Here is an 18,358-nt window from a genome sequence, read left to right as displayed (position 1 = left end):
ATCATGCGTACCATTCAAGCAGAAACAATTACGGAAGCGGTTAAAAATTTATGCATAAAAGCCTGCCACCAGCTTCCGGATGATGTCTATAACGCTTTCCATCTCTTGAAAGAAACGGAAAAATCCCCCTCCGCAAAACTTCTTCTGGACGATATCATTCAAAACGCCGATATTGCAAAACAAGGGGAAATCCCTATCTGCCAAGATACGGGGCTGGCGGTTTTATTTGTGGAACTGGGACAGGATGTGCATGTAAACGGCAATCTTGAAAAAGCTCTTCACGAAGGGGTCAGACAAGGGTATACGGAAGGCTACTTGCGAAAATCCGTTGTTGCGGAACCGCTTTTTGAACGAATCAATACAAAGGACAATACGCCCGCCATTATCCACTATTCCATCTGCGAGGGCGATACGCTCAAAATCCGCATGGCGCCGAAAGGTGCGGGATCCGAAAATAAAAGCATGTTAAAAATGCTTGTGCCTGCCGACGGAATGGAAGGCGTAAAAAAATTTGTTTTGGAAACCGTAAAAAACGCCGGACCTAACTCCTGCCCCCCGCTGGTCATAGGGATCGGGCTTGGCGGAACAATGGAAATTGCGGCTCTCAATGCCAAAAAAGCCTGCGTGCGGGATATTGACACGCACAATCCCGATGAACGCTATGCCCGGCTGGAGCAGGAACTTTTAACCTTAATTAATAAAACCGGTATCGGTGTGCAAGGTTTGGGCGGCACAAGCACCGCGATCCGCGTCCATATCGAATGGTCGCCGACCCATATCGCCTGCCTGCCAGTCGCTGTGAATATCAACTGCCATGCCGCGCGCCATGCCGAAATTATTCTTTAGAAAAAAAAATGAGCCAAAACAGAGTCCATATTGACGCCCCTTTTTCCCAGAAAACAGCTCAAAAACTCCGCGCAGGCGACCTTGTCCTCATTTCCGGAACTATCATCGCGGCGCGTGACGCCGCCCACAAACGCCTTACCGAAAGCCTTGCGAAAGGTGAACAGCTGCCGTTAAATCTTGAAAAAGCCGTCATTTATTATGTCGGTCCGAGCCCCGCCCGCCCTGGTCGCCCCATAGGTTCTGCAGGCCCGACAACTTCCGGCAGAATGGACGCCTACACTCCCGCTCTTATCGAGCAATGCAAAATCAGCGGAATGATAGGAAAAGGTTATCGCAGCCAAGCCGTTGTCGAAGCCATGAAAAAGGCGAAAATTCCTTATCTTGTCACTATCGGCGGAGCAGGAGCCCTTATCGCCCAAAGCATAAAAAAATATACGGTCCTCGCCTATGAAGATTTGGGAGCCGAAGCCATTGCGCAAATGGAAATTGAAAATTTCCCCGCTATCGTTGCCATTGACTGTCTTGGCAACAATTTCTATGAAATAGGGCAAGCCCCGTACAGGGAACTTTGATTTTCATTCCGTTACGAGCCGTATCGCCTTATCCGTTTTTTCAAGCCACAAAGCGGCATGCACGTATTGCGTTGCGATTTTATGATAATCAAGTTCGGCGTCTTTAAACGTTTCATACGGTCCAAGACAAATTTTATTCCCGATACTCACAAGAAGATTGGGAGCGTTGACAATATTTGCCTGATACAATCTTCTGATATGCTTTTGGGTCAATTGGAAAATTTCAACTCCGCCCGCAATGTTTCTGTAATATTCTTCATCTTGGGTTAAATCGTCCATATCCAGCTTCTGCGGCAGCACAATTTCATCATCCAAAAAAAGGTAAAAAGAGCGCTCCTTATCAAAAACACCGTCCGAATTTCCTACGATAGTCAAAAAAACACGGGCTTTTCCCGCTTTGGAAGAACTTATCGCCATGGAAGCCCCATAGGATAAATCCATAAGAAAAGACTTGGAAACAGGTCCTCTGTCGTTAACGCGGACAATGCATTTTCGCTTGTTGTCACGGTTGTAAACTTCCACAAGGGTACCGAACGCCCATTCCCTGTGCGCCGCAGTCAAGCCATACATGTCATAGTGTTCGCCGTTTGCCGTCAATCTTGCATGAAATCCCGGACCATACCATGAAGCATATCCGGAATGCGCTTCCTGCGCAAAAACAGTATCGGCAAGGCAAAGCACACTCAATGAAACAAGCAAAACACCTGACAGCACGTTACGGCATAATATTCGTATCCTATTCATGATGCCACCCTAACACAAAAAACTTTATTTTTCAAATCCATCTTTTTAAACAAAAGATTAACTTTTCAAAGATGAAAAAATAGCCTATACAGTGAATATGAAAACACTTTATATTGAAAAAAATTCGCATGACATCAAAATATTCCGCCAAGAAAATTCTTCATTTCAACTGCTGCAGGAATTTTCCTCCGCCCGGCAGGAAGAATATGCCGATTTTCTGAAAGGCCTTTCTCCCGAACAAACTTACATTTCCATAGAAAACAGCGATTTCGGGTTTTGGAACAATATCCATAAATCGCATAATCCGCTTGCTTGGGTTGAAAAAACAAAAACACGAAATTCCTGCACGTATCAATTTGACGTTCGCCTTGAAAAACTTCTTTCCGCCCTTGCCCTTCCAAAAATTAATGAAAGGAATTTTCAGGAGGGCATAACATTGATTGTTGAAAACAATTACAATTTCTTTGCCGTTCTTGCCTATAAGAATGAAATTTACGCCGCTTTCGAACATGATATCACAAAACTCACGCCGCAGACACTGCAAAAAAATCTGGAAGAATTTCGCTTTGGCTGGCTCCCTCATGAGGAAGTCATCAAGCAAAACGGCTCCGGCTGTATCATCAAAGACATCCCTGCCGAAGCGGAAGGCTTCCGCCCCACATTCATAGCCTGCGAACATGAAGAATGTTTCAACCGTTTTGGCCGCATGATAAGCATAGAAAATACGAAAGAAACCATGGTCCAACTTTTGCGGGCAATATAGGAAACGTTGTTTTAACCATAAAAAAAGACCTCTCAAACGAGGTCTTTTCCGGCATATCAGCGGCTGCGGTTTTTCATGCGTGCAATGCGCAATAATCAGCCAAAAAAACAGGTTCAAAAGGCTGCCTGTTTTTCAGAATGCCCACTTGTTCCATCTTATTTCCGGTTTCCTGGGCGATAATTTCCGCAAGGGCGACGCCGCAGCTTCTGCCTTGACATGTTCCCATGCCTGCACGGGTGGCGATTTTTACTTCCCGGGGATTGGTGAAGCCCTCTTTCACCGCCTGCCGCACCTCACCTGCCGTCACACATTCGCAGCGGCAAACGATTGTGTCGTCAGAAACATTGAAAATTTCCGGATTAGGAGCAAAAACATGACGCAGATATTCCCGTACCCTGCAAAGCAATTCCATTTTTCGGACATATTCCTGCGATTTTTCTTTCACTTCCGAATCAGGCACAATGCCTAAATCTTCCGCAATGGCGTATCCGCAGACATACCCTTTCCAAATAGCGGCTTCACCGCCATGCACAAAGGAATTGTCCCCCGTGATGTAAACATTGTTCAATGACGTTCTGCCAAATCCATCCGTTTTAGGATACCAATACCGCTGCACAGTATCCCAAGCCAAATCCATGCCAAGGGAATCGGGAATTTGAATGCGCGGTATGACGCCTTCATGACGAATAAGCGTTGACGCCGCAAGTTCATGCGTTTTGCCGTTTTTTGTGAATACCACTTTTTCAACAAATTCACCGCCATGAGCTTCGATATTTGTAACACCGGTGATAATCGGAACGTTTGCTTTAAGAATTTCCAAAGCCAAACGCATGCCATGCTTGAAATACGGCATATCGTGAAAAATTCTGCCCAAATACGCAAGGGCAGAAAGTTTGCTGCTGAATTTCCCCGTATCAAGCCATGCTGAAATAGGAACACCGTGTTCTATCAAATGCACCGCAAGCGCCATGAGCAAAGGTCCGTTTCCGCAAAGTACCACAGGAGATTTTCTGGTTGGCAGTTCTCCTGCGGAACGGAAGAGCATTTCCGCCGCACCCGCCGTGTAAACTCCCGGCAAAGTCCACCCTTTGAACGGAACCGGCCTTTCATATCCGCCGGTTGCAAACAAAACTTTGCTTGCGGAAATTTTCTTCACTTCCGTGAGGCTTTTGCAAAAAATTTCAGAACCTTCCATTCCCCATACCGTCGTGTTGGGATGAAACCGAACACCGCTCTTTTCAAAATTTTCAACCAACGTCCTGCCAATTTCCAGAGTTCTTTTATCCAAAACATGCTCAATGCACGGCAAATGGATATTCCGAAAAATTTGTCCGCCAATCGCCGCATATTCATCGGCAACAGCAACATCAAGCCCGCAAGCCTGCGCGGAAATCGCAGCACCGAGCCCCGCAGGCCCCGCTCCGACAATGAGCAAATCCATATTATCAGCCATACCTACTCCTTACCCGCTTGATATTGCCTTTTCACTGTCATGCCCTCACGCACTGGCACAAGACAAGATTGCACATTTTTTACGCCGTCAATTTCCAGCATGCATTCAAAACATACCCCCATAAGACAATAGGGAGAACGGGGACCGCCGTCTCTTCCGTTATGAAAAGCATGCCGTTCATGCTTATGCCCCAAAACAGCGGCGGCTACGCTGATACCGGCGGGTACAAGCATATCTTCCCCATCAACATTGATCCGTACCATGGCAGTATCCATATTTCCCCCTAAACCGCATAACCGAAACGTTTAAGCGTCATATCCCCTGCGCATTCATGAAGCTCTTTTCCAAGGACATACCCGGCAACATGGCGGGTATGAGCCGCCGCCATGGTCACGGCGCTGTGCGTATTGACCACGGTAACCTTTTCATGTCCCGGCAAATGGCTGTAAATGGCAACCTTATCCTTAGGCATGACACGAAGTCCGGGCCAAGAGCGGATAACCCTTTTGCCCCCAAGCTCCGGCCATACCTTTAAAGCCCATGCGCCTTCCTGTGCGACAGCATGGGGAATAACAGTGGCATCGTGCCCCCTTGTTTCATGTTTAAAACCGATAATCACAGTGCCCGCAACGGTTTGCGTACAGCCAAGCACAGGAATGGGCATGACGAAAGGCATGCGTTCCGTTAATAAAACCTGCCCCTTATCCGCAAAAATCGGCAAATCCCGCACGACGAACTGCGCCAAACGTTTATTGGCGAGCCCGCATGCGAGCACAAGTCTTTCACAGCTAAATCCGCCAAGTTGAGTATGAACAATGTAAGCGTCATCTTTCGGTTCGACAGAATAAACAACAGTATCATTGAAAAAATCGACGCCGCTCCTGACCGATGCCAAGCGGTATGCACGAAGTAAAGCCAAAGGATTCAGAAATCCGTCTTCTTCACACCATGCGGCACCGCAAACTTCGGGACCGAAAGAAATTTTGGGTAATTTCCTTTCAAGTTCGGTTCTGTCAATCATGTTTCCGCGATACTCGCCAAGAACGGTGCGGAGTCTTTCGATATATTCGCCTTTTTTCTCATATTCCTGCCCGCTCAAAACAGGAATCAATCCGCCTTCAAAATAAGCGGGAACCTTTATGCCTGAAACTTCCTGCAATTCCTGCAAAAGTCCGGGATACGCCCTTCTGGATAAAAAGCCCCATTTTGCATAATGCGGTTTATCCGCAAATTTTGACTGGCACCAAACAAGCCCGACGTTGGTTCTGGACGCCCTGTTTATTTCTGTCGGCGCATCGAGAACGGCAATTTTAAGCCGGCTGTTCTTACTGATTAATCCATACGCGACGGCAGCTCCGCTTATGCCGCCGCCGGCAATGATGATATCATACTCTTTTTGGGAACTTAGCATAGAAAAACTCTTTTACGAAAATTGATCATTGCGCTTTATAGGCGACACAAGCAACTTCGACACGAAGATCACTCATCATTTCTGCCTGAACGGTCACCCTTGCAGGAGCATGTTCCGCACTGAAATACTGCGCGTACACTTTATTGAAGTCGACAAAATCCCTTGGGTCGTCAATCCAAGCTTCGACTTTGACAATATCCTGCATGCCGTATCCCGCGCTTTCCACAACCTTTTTCAAATTATCAAGCGTTACTTTCGCTTGCGTAAGCATATTGCCGCATACGATTTCGCCTTTTTCATCACGGGGGACCTGACCTGACACGTATAAAAACCCGCCTGCCGCCACCGCCTTCGCAAAAGGCAGCGCCCCTTGCTTCGGTGTTCCGAAACGCTGAATAGCCATATTTTCCCCTATTGCACAGCTAAATTCATAGCTTTTAAAAAGTCTTGCATATCCGAATATTGTTTATCGACTTCTTGCTTGAAAGCCGCACCGTCAAGATAATCTATGCCAAATCCGACATTTTTCAGCGCATTGACAAATTCGGGGTCTTTGCTGATTTTTTCCGTCACGGCTTGAAGTTTTTCCCTGATCTCTTCCGGCAAACCTTTAGGGGCTGCAATGGCTGCCCAAGCAATATAGTTGCCCGCATACCCCAAATCATTGAATGTGGGCACATTCGGATATTCCTCCATTTTTTGACCGACAGCCAATAATTTCAATTTATTTCCTTTCACGAGGGAATCAAAGTTTGCTTTAAAAAGAAATGAGATATCGCCATGCTTTCCAAGAACGGCAGTTGCGGCTTCCGCTCCGCTCGTATATTGCACAACCTTGGCGGAAACGGAATTATTGTGCATCCAGCCTTTAAACGCCAATGCGAGCCAACTTGTGGCGGAAGGGTCGCTGAACGTGTATTTTTGAGGATTTTGCTTTGCGTCATGTTCAAAATCTTTTAATGTTGTCCACGGAGAATCGGCATTCGCAACAACACCGGTATTGGACGTTGCAAAACGGGCGACCATGTCGAAACTGTCTTTGTTCAGCCCGCCGGCTTTTGTCGTGATGGGCAGCATGACGCAAGGTCCCAGCTGTCCTAAGAAAAGGGTATACCCGTCAGGTCTTGCCTTGGAAGCGAACATTGTGCCGGTCAATCCGCCCCCGCCGGTTTTGTTCACGACAAGAACAGGCTGACCGAGTTCTTTTTTGGCAAATTCAGCCCATACTCTGGCGGCGATGTCAGAATCACCGCCGGCGCCATAAGGGCTGATCAGAGTAATGGGTTTTTGGGGATAAGCGGCTGCATATGCGGCGCTTCCTGCGGCAAAAAGCACAGCCAGCGCAACAGCCGTTACGGAACCGAATAGTTTTTTCACGTTCATAAAACACTCCTTCATTGTGCTAAGACAATGTTTTTTCCATTAATTTTTTATATTTCCTTACACGCATGCGGTAAATGCTAATCATGCCCGCAAGCGTCATAAGCAGTAAAAGCACGGCAACAGGACTTTCAAAGAAAATCATATAACTTCCGCCGGATAAACTCATGCTTTGGTCATAGGCTTTTTCCAAAATCGGACCTAAAATGAAACCGATGATCATCGCTCCCGCGCTGAAATGAAAAATACGCATCAAATATCCCATAATGCCAAAGCAAATAAGACAGAAAATATCAAATAAACTTTGATTTATCGAATACGTTCCTATAAATGCGAAAATGGTCACGCTTGAAAAAATCAGGCTTCTTGGCAAATCCACAATTTTAATCCAAATCCTGAAACCAAATTTGGCAATGATATACAACAAAATATCGCAGAGTATCAAAGACCCGAAAATACCGTAAACAACCTGCGTATGTTCAAAGAAAATGTTCGGTCCCGGAGTTATGCCCTGAATAAGGAACGCCCCCATTAAAACCGCGGTCACATCATCACCGGGAATACCGAGCGTCAAAAGCGGAATCATGGCAGAGCCGGTTGTGGCGTTATTTGCCGCTTCCGGGGCAAGAACCCCTTCGATATTTCCTTTTGCAAAAGCTTCCGGATCTTTTGAGCGCCGCTGGGCATCAGAATATGCCATGAAAGCCGCGGGAGAAGCCCCAAGTCCCGGCATTGTGCCGATAATCGAACCGATCACGGAAGAACGGAATAACAAATACGAATTTTGCTTAAACTCTTTCCAAGTCAGCCGTCCGTTCTCACTTTTCAAATCAATTTTTTGCGTTATGTAATTTTTTGCGCACGTTCCCACCTGATGAATGATTTCCGGCAAACAAAGCAAACCGATCACCATAGGAATAAGCTGAATGCCTGACAGTAAATAATCACTGCCGAAAGTAAAACGAATTGCCCCGCTTACGCCTGAAACTCCCACCATGGAAAGCAAAATGCCAAATCCTGCGCAAGTCATTCCTTTCAGAATGGAATTGCCGGAAATACTGCCCACAACGGTAAGAGCGAGCAGCAAAAGGCAAAACTGCTCTGCCGGACCGATTTTCATAGCAATATAGGAAATCGGCGCCGCAACTAAGATAAGCAGCAAGTTACTGAACATATCGCCATAAACCGACCCGACCAAGGCGGCATTCAAGGCTTTTCCCGCCTGCCCGCGCTGTGCCATGGGAAAACCGCTCATAGCCGTGCAGATGGCAGGCGGAGCACCGGGAGTGTTCAATAAGACGGCAGTGATTGACCCTCCGTAAATACCTGCTTTATAAATGCCTAACAACATGGGAATACCGACAAGGGGACTCACATAAAAAGTCAAAGGAAGCAAAATGGATATTGCCATTATGCCTGAAATTCCGGGAATAGAGCCAAAAAGCAAGCCAACCGCCAAACCGAATGCAATAGCCAATATTGAAGCGGGATTAAGAATTGAAATAAGCCCAAGGACGACATCTTCAATCATCTGACACCTCTTTTAGTAAAACAATATGCCGCTGGGCAGCAGTATTTGAAGTCCGTAAAAACTCGCATAATAAAGAGCTATGGTGAACACAATCACTGAAATTGCGGCGACGAATATTCTTTTAATGCCCAACAGACCTGCGACAGCCAGCGTTATGACAGGCGTTGAATATATAAAACCGATATAATAAAGCCCGATCAAATAACTGAACAGCAGACCAATATAAACCAGTATCCTTCCTACCGGTATCCTTTCTTCGCTGCATTCGTAAAATTCATGTATTTCCGGCGTGATGACACCTTTCTCATGGTTGATGTATAAGCGTATGCTGTCATAAAAAAGCAAAAAGCACATAATGATGACCGTGATTGTTATGGCTTTGGGAAAAAGTGTTTGGTCCAATGCGAGCGATAACGTCTGCTCAATCATATCCGCCTGAAAAATGCTGAATACGAAATAACAAACAAGCAAAAAACAGCTTATGCATATTTCCAAGACAATGCGGAGTTTAACAGATATGTTCATATGTATCCCTATATTTTCCACCTGACGGTTGAATGAACCAACATCATCAATGAATTGATATCATAAACGGGAACATGGCTTTGTTCTTGAATCTGACGAGCAAAAGGAGCTAAATCCGTGCATTCCAGCAATAGGGCGTCCAATTTGCCCGTTTCAATGAACCGCAGCGCAGTTCCCACAATTTCCCGTTCCAATTCGGGAACATTGAAATCAGTACGCTTTCCTTCGATAATCGTTTCCCAAAATTCCAAATTGCCTTCCATTCCTTCCACTGTTACGGAATCCCAATCCACACGGCATGCTTCCAAATGCCTTGGGGTCAAAGCGTTTTTTGAAGCGGTCAAAATGCCGATATTCGCTTTTTCACCATGCATTATGCGTATTAATGGCAACTGCAGAAGGCTGGACATGAACACGGGAACCGAAACAGCTTCCGCAATTTCTTTTTGAAAAAGAGCCATAAAACCGCAGCTGCCTGTTATGGCTTTCACGCCTTCCCTTTCCAGCTGCTTTGCGGCATCAATGAGCGGCTGGACCATTTCCTGAGCAGGATTGAAAAGAAGTTTCGGAATATCAAGACCTTTTATTACGCTCATTACCGTCGGGAAAGAATACGTATGAGGATTTCGCAAATGTCCACGCATTTTTGGAAAATACGACTCCAAACACAGTATGCCGACAGGTATTTCATAATACAATTTGCCGCCTTGATATACGGTTCCATTAAACATAGCGATACCTCCTCTGCCAATATATGAAGCATATTTCATGCCAAAATAATTTCATTTTCATTTTCAATAAGTTATACAACATCAGATTAACAACGCTTAAAAATAAAACGCAATTATTGTAACAAAACATTACAGCAAAATCCATTTTTCAAAACTGAACATTCCCATTTGCCCTAATTTCAACACTTGACAAAAACATTGAATAAATGTAATAAAATTTTACACTGTAATATTTTTTTACACAAAAAAGGACATGCCATGCCCGTTTTGCCCAAAAACCTGCAAGATATGGCTTTAGCCATAGCCTCTTCACATAAGCGTTCAAAAAAATACAACATTGACCCCAACCTTACCAAAGCGCCGGAATCAACAAGGCTCACGGCAAAGGAACTTGAAGAACGCATCGAAAACCAAAAAACTTTTTATACCGTTGCAAAAGAGCAAATCGACAAGCTTTACACGCTGCTGCAGGGAACGGGTTTCTGCATGGCTTTGGCGGATAAGGACGGTTATGTGCTTTATATCATCGGTGATACCGACCTTGTGGAACATTTTAAAAACAGAAACTGCATTCCAAGCTACCGCTGGACGGAAAAAGATATGGGCACATGCGCCATCGGGCTTACCCTTGAAGATAAAAAACCTATCTATATACCGGGAAATGAGATGTATGCGACCTTGGCGCAAAACATCAGCAACTCCGGCGCTCCTGTTTTTGATATAGACGGCTCGCTCTTGGGCGTCATTTCATTAAGCGGCTATACGGAAAAAATGCATATCCATACCTTAGGGCTCGTTTGTCAGGCGGCGGAAGCGGTTACTTCACATTTAAAAGAGCAGCGCCATTCCAAGGAACTAGCGATTAAAAACAAATATATGTCCGCACTGCTTGAAGCCGGCACAAAAGGTATTGTCACGGTCGACCCGAAGGGCCGTATTGTGCAAACCAATCAAAAAGCCCGCTGCATATTTGAACTGGACAAAAATTGCATTGGAAAACCTTTTTCCTCGCTTACAAAAACAAATTTCAATTTTGAACAGGTGTTGCATAAAGGAAAACGCTTTCTCGCCAGAGAAATCAGCACCAATAAAGGAAACGGCTTTCTCGCCCTCGACCCCGTCATCATGAAAAACGGCGAAATCGTGGGGGCAATCCTCACTATTACCGAAAAAAAGGAAATGATGCAATTGGCAATGGAAATGACGGGCTCCAAAGCCCATTTCACTTTTGACGCTATTGTCGGCACAAGTCCGAAGCTTTTGGAAGCTCTTGAAATTGCAAAAATCGCAGCGAAAAATACCGCCTCGCTGCTTATTTACGGCGAAACAGGAACAGGCAAAGAACTCTTTGCCCAAGCTATACACAATGCCGGCGACAGAAGCGACAGACCTTTTGTCGCTCTGAACTGCGGGGCAATTCCGAGCGAGCTTCTGGAAAGCGAACTGTTCGGCTATGAAGAAGGGGCTTTTACGGGTGCGCAAAAAGGCGGCAGACCGGGAAAATTGGAACTGGCTGATACCGGTACCCTTTTTCTTGATGAAATAGGGGACATGCCATTCAATATGCAAGTGAAGCTCCTGCGCGCCTTGCAGACAGGTGAAATCCGCCGTGTGGGCGGAATAAGAACAATTCCTATCGATATACGCATCATTTCAGCCACAAATAAGGATTTAAAAAAAGAAATCGAAAAAGAATGCTTCAGACCGGATTTGTTTTACCGTATCACAACATTATCAATTCTCATTCCCCCTCTTAGGGAACGCAGAGATGACATTCCCCTTCTTGTCGATTATTTTTTTAAACGCTTCGGCAACCTTGACACCCGCAAATGCCTCGCTCCCAACATTTATAATCTTATTGTCAATTATTCTTGGCCCGGAAACGTCCGACAGCTGGAAAGCGCCATTGAAAGGGCTATACATTTGGCGGACGGCAAAACCATAAAAGCGGAACATTTCGGAATAGAAAAAAACAATGCGGACGGCACAGCAATAAGAAACCTGACTCTTGATGAAATGGAAAAAAACATCATTTCCGAAAGCCTGCAAAAACACCGGGGCAATATGAGTTCCTGCGCGAAAAGTTTGGGCATAAGCCGTCCCACGCTCTACCGCAAACTGGAAAAATACCGCATTTCCCATCAAGAAAAATAATTTTCTAACCTACGTCAGTTTTTGACGTATGCGCATAGTACAGTCAACCCATACGACAACAAGCGAGGTTGACTATGTTTTTTACGCTTTGCAATTTGATTTTTTGGCAGACCAATTTGGGAACGTTGTCCCAATACGAAATCTTTTCGGTTTTAGGATATTTAACCTTATGAAAAATTCCATGCCGCGGCAAAACGACACCACAAAAACGTTTCATAAAAAAACGAAGCGAAAAGAACGGGCAAAATTGAAAATTCTCCTTTTTTTGCTTGACCTGAGAAAAAATTTAAGCCAGTATTGTTCGTTCGCTGTGTGCCATTACCCTCACGCAGAGGATGAAAGGAGGTTTACATGTTCGGACAACTTATGGAAAATGTTATGCACTCAACCCCTCAAGGCGTTCTTGGAGTTAGTCTGATTTTCATTTATTTTGCCATCATGTTAGCCGCAATCATTTACAGAATTAAAAAAGGTGAACACGTTCACCACTAAGCCATTTTTAGCATTGCCGTAAGTTTCCCCGTACACCAAGCTTATGGCATTAATAAAAATACTTCATGCTCGCATGAATAAATTATTTTTCTAAGAACGAAAAAAGGGAAAAAATTCTTGACTTTTTTCTATTGTCACGCTATTTTTCACTTCTCTTTTTTTCGGAGGTTTGAATGTACGCTATTATCGAAACTTGCGGAAAGCAATTCCGTGTTCAAGAAGGCAATAAAATTGTTATTGACAGACTTGCTGCTGAAATTGGCAACGAAGTGACATTTGACCATGTTGTCATGCTCGGCGGAGACAATGCAAAATTTGGTGCTCCATATATCGACGGTGCGAAAGTAACTGCTAAGGTTATCGAACACGGTCGCGGAGAAAAAGTCATCGTTTTCAAAAAACATCGCCGTAAATCCTACCGCAAGACCCAAGGTCACCGTCAGGATTACACTGCCCTCACCATTACGGGCATTAACGCGTAAGAATAAAAGGAGTTAATCATGGCTCATAAGAAAGCAGGCGGGAGTTCCCGTAACGGTCGTGATAGTGCAGGACAAAGACGTGGCGTAAAACGCTTCGGCGGTCAAAAAGTTCTCGCTGGAAATATTTTGGTTCGCCAACTCGGCACACGTATTTTCCCTGGCGAAAATGTCGGTATGGGTCGTGACTATACCCTTTTCGCTAAAATAGAAGGTACCGTTCAATTTGAAACATTTGTACGCAAACGCAAAGAACACAAACGCGTGCATATTGTTCCTGCCGAAGCTGCAACTGCATAATTTTAGCAAATATGTATTGTCAGGCGAGAAGAGGGCTTTCTTCTCGCCTTTTCTAATTTCATACAAACGGAGAACCTATGCGTTTTGTTGATGAAGCCCTTATCCAAGTGAAAGCAGGTAAAGGCGGAAATGGCTGTATGTCTTTCAGACGTGAGAAATTTATTCCCCGCGGCGGTCCGGACGGCGGAAACGGCGGCGATGGCGCGTCCATTTATGCAAAAGCGACAAATCGCCTGCACTCCCTTTATGATTTCCGTTTAAAACGTGTCTATGAAGCCAAAAACGGCAGCGACGGACAAGGAAGCCAATGCGACGGACGCAAGGGCGAAGATCTTATTTTGGAATTTCCTGTCGGCACGCAGATTTTTGAACGGACGGAATTTGAAGAACTTCTCATTGCCGACCTTTCCGACCCGGAAGCCTGTATTTTGATTGCCAAAGGCGGACGGGGCGGCAAAGGCAACGAACATTTCAAATCCTCCACCAACAGGGCGCCGCGGTTCGCCCAAAAAGGCGAAGAAGGCGAAACGAAATCCCTCCGTCTTGAACTTAAAATCCTGGCGGACGCAGGACTGCTTGGCTTACCGAATGCAGGCAAATCAACCTTCTTATCCCAAATTTCCGCCGCACGGCCTAAAATCGCCGATTACCCTTTCACCACCCTAAGCCCCAATCTTGGCGTCATTATTGATGAATTTGACCCGGATTCCAGAATGATCATTGCGGATATTCCCGGACTCATCGAAGGAGCCCATACCGGGCTCGGACTTGGGGACAGATTTTTAAAACACGTTGAACGGACCCGTTTTCTCGTGCACATCTTATCCGCCCAAGACATCAACAAAAACGATTACCCTTTTGCAGGCTTTGATTTGATTAATGAAGAACTGCGCCTTTTCGACCCGGAACTTTCCAAAAGAAAACAAATCGAAGTCATCAATAAGATTGACTTATTGTCAGAAGAAGAACTCAAGGAAATCAGAGAATTAGCCAGAAAGGAGAAACGCAGGATGTTCTTTATCAGCGCCAAAGAAGGCACAGGCTTGGAGGAACTTGTGCGTGAAATGTGGAAACTTCGCGGCGAACTTGAACTCAATGAAGCGCTTATTCATTATCAGGAAGACGAACTGCTTGAAAATGAAGAATTTCCTGAAATTGAAGTGTATTACGTACGGGATTGACCATGATAACCAAAGATACCGCCCTGCAAAACGCAAAATGCATCATTATCAAAGTCGGTTCGGCTGTCCTGACTGACGAAAACGGACTTTCCTTTTCCGTGCTTAAAAACTTGGTCGGGCAAATTGCCAAACTGCACAAAATGGGCAAAAAAATCTGCCTTGTCAGTTCCGGGGCAGTAGCAGCGGGAAAAAAAGCCTTGGGAAAAGACCATAAAATTGAAGGCTTATCAGGAAAGCAAGGGGCTGCCGCCATTGGTCAAGGCAGGCTCATGCATGAATACGAAGTCCTTTTTCAAGAACACGGTATCCTTTGTGCCCAAGTTTTACTTACCCGTGACGATTTACGCAGCCGGGAACGCTTTCTCAATGCGAAAAACACGTTCCAGCAGCTTTTGCAATGGAATGTCGTGCCCATTGTCAACGAAAACGATACGGTTGTCATTCACGAACTTAAATTCGGCGATAACGACGCATTGGCAAGCCTGCTTTGCAATATAGTGGAAGCCGACCTTTCCGTTAACCTTACCTCCACCGAGGGCGTTCTTGCGAAAAACCCTCTCAAACATCAGCAGGAACCTATTGAAATCATGGAATATATCGATAATATCCAAGATTTAAACCTTGATGAGCTGTGCGGAGGAAAAACAAGCGTCGGCACCGGCGGCATGTACTCAAAACTTCTTTCAGCCAGACGCTCCGCCCAGCTTGGCGTTCCGACATTTATCATTCCGGGGAAAAAACCTGATATTATTCTGCGCGCCCTGCAAGGGGAAAAAACAGGCACGTGGATTTATCCGACCCGGGAACCTGTTTCCCGCCGCAAATATTGGCTTGCTTATCAATCAGAAACGCAGGGAACGCTCACGATTGACGACGGAGCGTACCTCGCCCTGAATGAAAAAGGCAAGAGCCTTCTGCCTGCCGGCATTACGCAAGTCGAAGGCAATTTCGGAACGGGAGCGCTCGTCGCCGTCGTATATCAAAATCAAAAAATTGCCGTAGGGCTTTCCAATTATTCCGCTTCCGAACTAAAAAAAATAAAAGGACTAAGCAGATTGGAAGTTGCGGCAACCCTTGGCAATGCCCATTATCCGGAAGTAATCCATAGGAATAATCTTCTTCTGCACGCCGCTATTTAATATTGACGGCTTTGCAAACATGGTTCCGATACCGTTCATTGCTTCGCCGTTTTTATCGGTTCCGTAACAGGGCAATTCATTCATAACGTATTTTCCCCGTATGTTCCGCTTTCCCATAAGGCGAATATATCCGCCAAACAATCATATTTACAAAATACCCGACAAACTCGGACAAGCATAAAACAAGTCCCTTTCCGCCGAAACGGAAAGGGATTTGTTTTGTCATGCCGTCAGGCACCGGTTTTCATGTTAGAAACTGTAACGCACCATGGCTCCGACCGTATGGTTCGTAACATGCTCTGAAACATCAAGGGAATAATCCAAGCCGAAAGAAATCTTGTTCTTGCCGAACTGAATACCGACTGTTCCGTTTCCGACAACGTCATCAAGCACCGTTGTTGACAGGGAAAGCGGGTTCGCATTGGTGCCGACAAGGTAGCTTATGCTGTCGGAGTCCAAATCCCCCGCGTTGAATGTCACGCCCAAGCGCGCTGACGGGCTGATATTCCAACCGTTGTTCAAAATGAAGTTCTTCGCAATGCCGATGGAAACGGGAATGCTTAACACATCCTGGCTTTCTATTTTCGTGTCGAAAAAGGCTTCGCCGAAAACTTTGGAATGGTAATCATCGGTATTCAAATGTATGTATTTGACGCCGATACCGGGGCTGACAATGAAAGAGTTCACATTGATATCATATTGGGCGCTGAGTCCCGCCATAAACGTATTGCTGTCAACATCGGCTTCAATGCCGCCGACGTTTGTGTGCGCCTCTGTTTCGTTGTTGGTGGCGGTATAACTCAAATCAGCGGCAACATACAAAGCCCCGCTTCCCATTTCGCGGCGGACGCCCGCATAAATGCCGCCGCCGATAAAGTCGGAATCATTGCTTGCATAGGATATTGTGTCCACGGAATGGGAATTGCCTCCCCCGCCGTGCACCTGAACGCCTACGCGGATATCCGTTTTGTCATTATAAGCCGCCGTATAGTCAAAACCCAAGCTCGCTCCGCCGATATTGGCGTTATATCCCGCTTTTGAAGAACCGCTTTCCATATCGCGCACGCGGCTGTTCTGATAAATAGGATTGAACCATACTCCCAAGCCCTTGTCCCAGCCGGGCACGGTTTCAAAAAACACGTTACCGAGGGAAGGAACAGGGCTTGCGTCGGCGATGAGAACATTTTTCTTCGCCACCGTCTGAACCTGCACGGAAGAACCTATTCCCATGCGTCCCATGGTGTTTTGGGAAGCCCCCTGCGCAGCGTATACGGCTGTGCCGGCACTGCCGCTCACCGCGCTCAGCTGCGCGTTTTCTTCGATTGTTTTCGCCGCGTCAACCAAACTGGCATCAGGATTGAAATTGCTGTCAAACAGTCTTGAAATATACTTTCTTCCTGCATTTTCATCATTGACATTGGCGGAATTTCCTATGACCGATTCAATGAACTCTACTGTTCCCCAATCGATATATTTTTGTGCTTCTTCCAATTCCTGAGAATTTCGTATGACCTTAACCGTTAAACTTCCGTCTGCGGAACTGACATATTCAAATGACTGCAGCATGTTTGCAGATTGAAATTTTCCGTCGATACTGCCGAACTCTTTGACAACCGTAACCTCGGAACCTTCTTTCACATTCAGAACCGTAAGCTTCGCACCGTCTTCAATGGTAAGCGTGCTGGTCCCATCGCCAATCAAGGAGTATGTCTTTGTTCCAAGTTCCAAAACTTTTTCCTCGTCTTCATTTATTTTTTCATATACAGCGTCAGAAGCTGAAACCGTCAGCATTGAGTTTTTGGTAAACAAGGTATCGCCTATTGTCTTCAAATCACCGGCATATAAATTGCCATGAACGGTTAAATTGCTTATCGTGCTGTTCGGGTTTTCATTATCCCAAAAAAACCTGGCACCCTCGCCGACAACAAAATTGCCGTTCTGATGGGTAAATACACTGTTTCCCCAAATAGCACCATTATTCAGATCGCCTTTCTCAATCGTGATATTGCCATTAACAGTCAATGAAGCCAACTCCGGATGAGGAGTCAAATCTTCTATGGGACGTCCATCTATGGGACGTCCACTGGAGTCCAATCCATCATAGCCCTCAGTACCAAACCCCCAGTTTTTTATAATGACATCTCCATTTATTACTTTATGCTCGTTAACATAAGTAATATCTTCAGTCCCTGGCTCTACCCATACAGCAGCATACCCGTTGCAGATAGACAAGCCGAACAACGAAGCCCCCAAAACAACGGTTCCGACAGTGCCAAGCAAAAAACATTTTTTCAGCACGCCCAAATAGCGTCTTTTTAAATTTCCCAAAGCGTTTTTACTTTGATTCATTCCCACTACCTCACAATAAAAAAATTTTTTAAAACTTTACAATTGACAGAATGTAAAATTTTAAAAAATTTATATATATATATATATTGTCAAGCGTTATTATCGCTCCCGCCCCGCAAGGAAAATTCCAAGCCCCGTTTGCGGAGCGTTTTCAATATCAGGATACGATTTTTCCAATGTCTGCTATCAAGATAGAAGCATTTTTCATTTGCTGTTTTTTTTATTGACTGAACAGAGAAAGACCACCGGCTGTGTGAACCGGTGGTCTACATGCAGAAGCGAAGAAAAAAGGAGCATAGGCTCCCTTT

19 protein-coding genes are annotated in these 18,358 nt (G+C 45.4%); 9 read left to right on the top strand and 10 right to left on the bottom strand.

Translation table 11 applies throughout. The features are described from left to right. Positions 1–3 precede the first annotated feature (3 nt). Positions 4–846 carry a fumarate hydratase gene (locus tag JBF11_RS00745; RefSeq protein ID WP_334315482.1) on the top strand — a complete coding sequence of 281 codons (843 nt, stop codon included), beginning with the start codon at positions 4–6 and terminating at the stop codon, positions 844–846. Positions 847–854: 8 nt separating this feature from the next. Beyond that, entirely contained in the window at positions 855–1,418 is a 564-nt protein-coding gene (locus JBF11_RS00740) for a Fe-S-containing hydro-lyase (protein WP_334315481.1), read from the top strand. Between the two features lie 3 nt (positions 1,419–1,421). Here JBF11_RS00740 and JBF11_RS00735 read toward each other — a convergent pair whose 3' ends face one another. Further along, positions 1,422–2,162, bottom strand: coding sequence for a septal ring lytic transglycosylase RlpA family protein (locus JBF11_RS00735; RefSeq protein ID WP_334315480.1), 741 nt, complete (start codon positions 2,160–2,162; stop codon positions 1,422–1,424). Between the two features lie 97 nt (positions 2,163–2,259). Between JBF11_RS00735 and JBF11_RS00730 the strand changes: the two genes are divergently transcribed. After that, positions 2,260–2,925, top strand: a complete 666-nt coding sequence (locus JBF11_RS00730) for a DUF1786 family protein (protein WP_334315479.1) — start codon at positions 2,260–2,262, stop codon at positions 2,923–2,925. A gap of 73 nt (positions 2,926–2,998) precedes the next feature. Here the strand turns inward: JBF11_RS00730 and JBF11_RS00725 are convergent, their stop codons facing one another. Genes JBF11_RS00725 through JBF11_RS00690 form a run of 8 tightly spaced genes read right to left on the bottom strand, consistent with a single transcriptional unit; the run spans position 2,999 to position 9,956 of the window. Continuing rightward, positions 2,999–4,378 (bottom strand): FAD/NAD(P)-dependent oxidoreductase, encoded by a 1,380-nt coding sequence (locus tag JBF11_RS00725; protein ID WP_334315478.1) that lies wholly within the window; start codon positions 4,376–4,378, stop codon positions 2,999–3,001. A gap of 2 nt (positions 4,379–4,380) precedes the next feature. Continuing rightward, a complete protein-coding gene (locus tag JBF11_RS00720; RefSeq protein ID WP_334315477.1) occupies positions 4,381–4,653 on the bottom strand; it encodes a (2Fe-2S)-binding protein in 273 nt (90 codons plus the stop codon). 8 nt (positions 4,654–4,661) lie between these two features. Further along, the gene (locus JBF11_RS00715; RefSeq protein WP_334315476.1) at positions 4,662–5,789 is read right to left on the bottom strand and encodes an NAD(P)/FAD-dependent oxidoreductase; all 1,128 of its coding nucleotides are present in this window, start codon (positions 5,787–5,789) and stop codon (positions 4,662–4,664) included. A gap of 25 nt (positions 5,790–5,814) precedes the next feature. Then, positions 5,815–6,192, bottom strand: coding sequence for a RidA family protein (locus JBF11_RS00710; RefSeq protein ID WP_334315475.1), 378 nt, complete (start codon positions 6,190–6,192; stop codon positions 5,815–5,817). 8 nt (positions 6,193–6,200) lie between these two features. Continuing rightward, positions 6,201–7,172, bottom strand: a complete 972-nt coding sequence (locus JBF11_RS00705) for a tripartite tricarboxylate transporter substrate binding protein (protein ID WP_334315474.1) — start codon at positions 7,170–7,172, stop codon at positions 6,201–6,203. 19 nt (positions 7,173–7,191) lie between these two features. Then, a complete protein-coding gene (locus JBF11_RS00700) occupies positions 7,192–8,700 on the bottom strand; it encodes a tripartite tricarboxylate transporter permease (protein ID WP_334315473.1) in 1,509 nt (502 codons plus the stop codon). Positions 8,701–8,712: 12 nt separating this feature from the next. Further along, positions 8,713–9,225, bottom strand: a complete 513-nt coding sequence (locus JBF11_RS00695; RefSeq protein WP_334315472.1) for a tripartite tricarboxylate transporter TctB family protein — start codon at positions 9,223–9,225, stop codon at positions 8,713–8,715. 8 nt (positions 9,226–9,233) lie between these two features. Beyond that, positions 9,234–9,956, bottom strand: coding sequence for an aspartate/glutamate racemase family protein (locus JBF11_RS00690; RefSeq protein ID WP_334315471.1), 723 nt, complete (start codon positions 9,954–9,956; stop codon positions 9,234–9,236). Between the two features lie 258 nt (positions 9,957–10,214). Here JBF11_RS00690 and JBF11_RS00685 point away from each other — a divergent pair, with 258 nt between their 5' ends. From JBF11_RS00685 to proB, 6 genes are all read left to right on the top strand, one after another. Next, positions 10,215–12,110, top strand: coding sequence for a sigma-54-dependent Fis family transcriptional regulator (locus tag JBF11_RS00685; RefSeq protein WP_334315470.1), 1,896 nt, complete (start codon positions 10,215–10,217; stop codon positions 12,108–12,110). Positions 12,111–12,461: 351 nt separating this feature from the next. After that, positions 12,462–12,602, top strand: coding sequence for a hypothetical protein (locus JBF11_RS00680; RefSeq protein ID WP_334315469.1), 141 nt, complete (start codon positions 12,462–12,464; stop codon positions 12,600–12,602). Between the two features lie 173 nt (positions 12,603–12,775). Then, the gene (gene rplU, locus JBF11_RS00675; RefSeq protein ID WP_334315468.1) at positions 12,776–13,084 is read left to right on the top strand and encodes a 50S ribosomal protein L21; all 309 of its coding nucleotides are present in this window, start codon (positions 12,776–12,778) and stop codon (positions 13,082–13,084) included. A gap of 18 nt (positions 13,085–13,102) precedes the next feature. Beyond that, positions 13,103–13,381, top strand: a complete 279-nt coding sequence (gene rpmA / locus JBF11_RS00670; protein ID WP_334315467.1) for a 50S ribosomal protein L27 — start codon at positions 13,103–13,105, stop codon at positions 13,379–13,381. A gap of 77 nt (positions 13,382–13,458) precedes the next feature. After that, on the top strand, positions 13,459–14,562 hold the full coding sequence (gene obgE / locus JBF11_RS00665) for an Obg family GTPase CgtA (RefSeq protein WP_334315466.1): 1,104 nt from the start codon (positions 13,459–13,461) through the stop codon (positions 14,560–14,562). A 2-nt stretch (positions 14,563–14,564) separates the two neighbouring features. Continuing rightward, positions 14,565–15,701: a glutamate 5-kinase gene (gene proB / locus JBF11_RS00660; RefSeq protein ID WP_334315465.1), complete on the top strand. Its 1,137-nt coding sequence runs from the start codon at positions 14,565–14,567 to the stop codon at positions 15,699–15,701. Positions 15,702–15,950: 249 nt separating this feature from the next. Here the strand turns inward: proB and JBF11_RS00655 are convergent, their stop codons facing one another. Continuing rightward, a complete protein-coding gene (locus JBF11_RS00655) occupies positions 15,951–18,050 on the bottom strand; it encodes an autotransporter outer membrane beta-barrel domain-containing protein (RefSeq protein WP_334315464.1) in 2,100 nt (699 codons plus the stop codon). Between the last annotated feature and the right edge of the window lie 308 nt (positions 18,051–18,358).

The sequence above is a fragment of the Taurinivorans muris genome (assembly GCF_025232395.1).
GTDB classification, from domain to species: Bacteria; Desulfobacterota; Desulfovibrionia; order Desulfovibrionales; family Desulfovibrionaceae; genus Taurinivorans; species Taurinivorans muris.
This window is presented reverse-complemented; position numbering and strand designations above follow the sequence as displayed.

Coding starts and splice junctions, on each gene's coding strand:
- JBF11_RS00715 (WP_334315476.1), bottom strand. CDS start 5,789: ATGCTAAGTTCCCAAAAAGAGTATGATATCATCATTGCCGGCGGCGGC.
- JBF11_RS00690 (WP_334315471.1), bottom strand. CDS start 9,956: ATGTTTAATGGAACCGTATATCAAGGCGGCAAATTGTATTATGAAATA.
- JBF11_RS00735 (WP_334315480.1), bottom strand. CDS start 2,162: ATGAATAGGATACGAATATTATGCCGTAACGTGCTGTCAGGTGTTTTG.
- JBF11_RS00745 (WP_334315482.1), top strand. CDS start 4: ATGCGTACCATTCAAGCAGAAACAATTACGGAAGCGGTTAAAAATTTA.
- JBF11_RS00725 (WP_334315478.1), bottom strand. CDS start 4,378: ATGGCTGATAATATGGATTTGCTCATTGTCGGAGCGGGGCCTGCGGGG.
- JBF11_RS00730 (WP_334315479.1), top strand. CDS start 2,260: ATGAAAACACTTTATATTGAAAAAAATTCGCATGACATCAAAATATTC.
- JBF11_RS00685 (WP_334315470.1), top strand. CDS start 10,215: ATGCCCGTTTTGCCCAAAAACCTGCAAGATATGGCTTTAGCCATAGCC.
- rplU (WP_334315468.1), top strand. CDS start 12,776: ATGTACGCTATTATCGAAACTTGCGGAAAGCAATTCCGTGTTCAAGAA.
- JBF11_RS00720 (WP_334315477.1), bottom strand. CDS start 4,653: ATGGATACTGCCATGGTACGGATCAATGTTGATGGGGAAGATATGCTT.
- obgE (WP_334315466.1), top strand. CDS start 13,459: ATGCGTTTTGTTGATGAAGCCCTTATCCAAGTGAAAGCAGGTAAAGGC.
- JBF11_RS00680 (WP_334315469.1), top strand. CDS start 12,462: ATGTTCGGACAACTTATGGAAAATGTTATGCACTCAACCCCTCAAGGC.
- JBF11_RS00655 (WP_334315464.1), bottom strand. CDS start 18,050: ATGAATCAAAGTAAAAACGCTTTGGGAAATTTAAAAAGACGCTATTTG.
- JBF11_RS00740 (WP_334315481.1), top strand. CDS start 855: ATGAGCCAAAACAGAGTCCATATTGACGCCCCTTTTTCCCAGAAAACA.
- JBF11_RS00700 (WP_334315473.1), bottom strand. CDS start 8,700: ATGATTGAAGATGTCGTCCTTGGGCTTATTTCAATTCTTAATCCCGCT.
- proB (WP_334315465.1), top strand. CDS start 14,565: ATGATAACCAAAGATACCGCCCTGCAAAACGCAAAATGCATCATTATC.
- JBF11_RS00710 (WP_334315475.1), bottom strand. CDS start 6,192: ATGGCTATTCAGCGTTTCGGAACACCGAAGCAAGGGGCGCTGCCTTTT.
- JBF11_RS00695 (WP_334315472.1), bottom strand. CDS start 9,225: ATGAACATATCTGTTAAACTCCGCATTGTCTTGGAAATATGCATAAGC.
- JBF11_RS00705 (WP_334315474.1), bottom strand. CDS start 7,172: ATGAACGTGAAAAAACTATTCGGTTCCGTAACGGCTGTTGCGCTGGCT.
- rpmA (WP_334315467.1), top strand. CDS start 13,103: ATGGCTCATAAGAAAGCAGGCGGGAGTTCCCGTAACGGTCGTGATAGT.